At 68.2% G+C, this 2466-nt stretch carries 2 protein-coding genes and 1 pseudogene; 1 reads left to right on the top strand and 2 read right to left on the bottom strand.

The window, feature by feature from the left end:
• On the bottom strand, nucleotides 1-1411 hold a 1411-nt coding region (locus FV230_RS27280; protein ID WP_246695032.1), incomplete at its 3' end, for a DEAD/DEAH box helicase.
• 204 nt (nucleotides 1412-1615) lie between these two features.
• A complete protein-coding gene (locus tag FV230_RS27275; protein ID WP_147844596.1) occupies nucleotides 1616-1882 on the bottom strand; it encodes a hypothetical protein in 267 nt (88 codons plus the stop codon).
• Nucleotides 1883-2281: 399 nt separating this feature from the next.
• On the opposite strand from FV230_RS27275, the pseudogene FV230_RS27270 reads away from it, so the two are divergent.
• A pseudogene (locus FV230_RS27270) lies at nucleotides 2282-2466 on the top strand (porin family protein); the annotation flags it as partial.

The following is a 2466-nucleotide window of genomic DNA, read 5'->3' as shown; positions in this document are numbered from 1 at the left end:
GCCGCGCCTCGGCTGCCGGACGGCGCGGTGCCTCCCGCCGCGCCTCGTCCGGTCGCCGCTGAGGCTCGCGCCGAGGCGATGTCTCCGCAACCGAGTCGGACTCTAGGTTGGCGGAAGGCTCCGTCTTGACGGAATCCCTCCGTCCACGCGACGACCGCGCCTCCCGCGGCGCCTCGGCCTCGGCAGGGACCTTTCGGCCGCGTCGCGCGGAATCGCCGGCGCGTCCGCGATGGCGGGTGCGCGTCTCGCCCTCGTCGGTGCCTTCCTGGCTCGGCGCGGCGGTGTTGAGGTCCCCGTCCATCCACGGGATCGGCTGCCCGATCAGCGACTCGATCGCCTGGAGCGAGCGGTCGTCGCTGCGGCTGACCAGGGTGAAGGCCGCCCCCGAACGGCCGGCGCGGCCGGTGCGGCCGATGCGGTGGACGTAATCCTCGGGATGGTTCGGCACGTCGAAGTTGAAGACGTGGCTCACCGCGGGGATGTCGAGGCCGCGCGCCGCGACGTCGCTCGCCACCAGCAAGGCCGTCTCGCCGCCGCGGAAGGCATCGAGGGCGGTGGTGCGCGAGCGCTGGTCCATGTCGCCATGAAGCGCGGCGGCATCGAAGCCGTGGCTCACCAGCGACTTCTGCAGCAGCGCGACGTCGCGCTTGCGGTTGCAGAAGATGATGCCGTTCTTCAGGTCCGCTTCGCCGCGGATCAGCTTGCGCAGGCGCTCGCGCTTAGCGCTGCCGTCCGACGAGGTCGCGACCAGACGCTGCACGATGGTCGAGGCGGTGGAGGCGGCGCGCGCCACCTCGATCCGCTCTGGATTGTGCAGGAAGATGTCGGCGAGCCGCTCGATCTCCGGCGGCATGGTCGCGGAGAAGAACAGCGTCTGGCGGGTGAACGGCACCATCTTCACGATGCGCTCGATGTCGGGGATGAACCCCATGTCGAGCATGCGGTCGGCCTCGTCGATGACCAGGAGCTCGACGCCGCTGAGCAGCAGCTTGCCGCGCTCGAAATGGTCGAGCAGGCGCCCCGGCGTCGCGATCAGCACGTCGGTGCCGCGGGTCAGCTTGGCGTCCTGGTCGGCGAAGGAGACGCCGCCGATGATCAGCGCGACGTTGAGCTTGTGGTTGGTGCCATAGCGATCGAAATTCTCGACCACCTGCGCCGCCAGCTCGCGGGTCGGCTCGAGGATCAGCGTCCGCGGCATCCGCGCCCGCGCCCGCCCGTTCTCGAGCATCGTCAGCATCGGCAGGGTGAACGCGGCCGTCTTGCCGGTGCCGGTCTGCGCGATGCCGAGGACGTCGCGCCGGGCGAGCACGTGCGGGATCGCCTGGCTCTGGATCGGCGTCGGTTCCGTATAGCCGGCGGCGGTGACGGCCTGGAGGACCTTGTCGCTCAATCCGAGATCGGCAAATGACATAATCTTTTGAGAACCGTTGCGCGCGGGGTCGGGCAGGGCCGGCGCGGAGGACATCGTCGCGGCGACGGCAGCGACGGCCGGTCGGGTCGACGGCCCGCCGCGCCTGCGAGTGCGCGGGACACTTAGGCCCTTGCAACCACTTGTCAATCTGATGCACCCGGACGAGCCGGGGTTTCCCCCTCCGAAAAGTGCGAAGACTGCCCCTTATGGGCGGAGGCCACGCATGCCCGAAGGGAGGTTGCAGGGATCGAGCCTCACGGCGCGAACGCCCTGCGCGATCGAGCCGGTCGTCTCCGGATCGGCGATCGTCCCCCTCGACGTCGCCTGGGCCATACGGGTCGGCTCGGCGTTCCGATCGGCCCGCGCGAAGTGATGGGCCGCCGCGAGGGCGACGATCGCGGCGATGCCGGTGGTCTGGATCGTCCAGCGCAGGATGCCGTGCGACTTCGCCGACCCGATGTCTTCGCTCATCGCGCACCTTTCCGCCGAATTCCGGCCCCTCGCGGAGATCGACGCTGAAGGCTCATGGTTAATCTTCGCCTTACGGCCGCAACGGCTTCCGAGGGAGGAAATAAAATGCCACCGCCCGAGCAGGGTCATGACATATGATAAGCACGGCTCCGGTCTTCGGTAAATCGATCGTGAATCCCGGACAACAGAACGAGGCGTGGGGCGAACCCTGATCTTTCCTGCCGGACCATGTGCGCCAAGACACACCTGCGAACGACATCGCGTAAGCCGGGCGTAACCTTCATCTTTCGTTGACCGCTTCCGGGTCATCTGAGCGAGCTTGTTGCAGGAAAGCGACAGACCGAGCGGGCAACCCGGCTTAGAACAAACTCGGCTTTGCCAACCAGGACCTGGAAAAAAATGAAGAGCCTTCTCCTCGCCACCACCGTTCTCGCCGGCCTCACCGCCGTCGCGTCCGCCGCCGACCTTCCGCGTCGCGCTCCGCCGCCGGTGTTCACCCCGGTTCCGGTGTTCACCTGGACGGGCGCGTACTTCGGTATCAACGCCGGCTACGGCTTCGATGCCAGCGATCGCCGCGGCGCCAC

Source organism: Methylobacterium sp. WL6 (assembly GCF_008040095.1).
Classification (GTDB): Bacteria; Pseudomonadota; Alphaproteobacteria; order Rhizobiales; family Beijerinckiaceae; genus Methylobacterium.
The sequence above is the reverse complement of the archived record's forward strand: the minus strand, read 5'-3'. Positions and strand labels throughout refer to the sequence as shown.

Bases quoted from the DNA above. Each gene is read 5' to 3' on its own strand.
- FV230_RS27275 (WP_147844596.1), bottom strand. From the start codon at position 1,882: ATGAGCGAAGACATCGGGTCGGCGAAGTCGCACGGCATCCTGCGCTGG.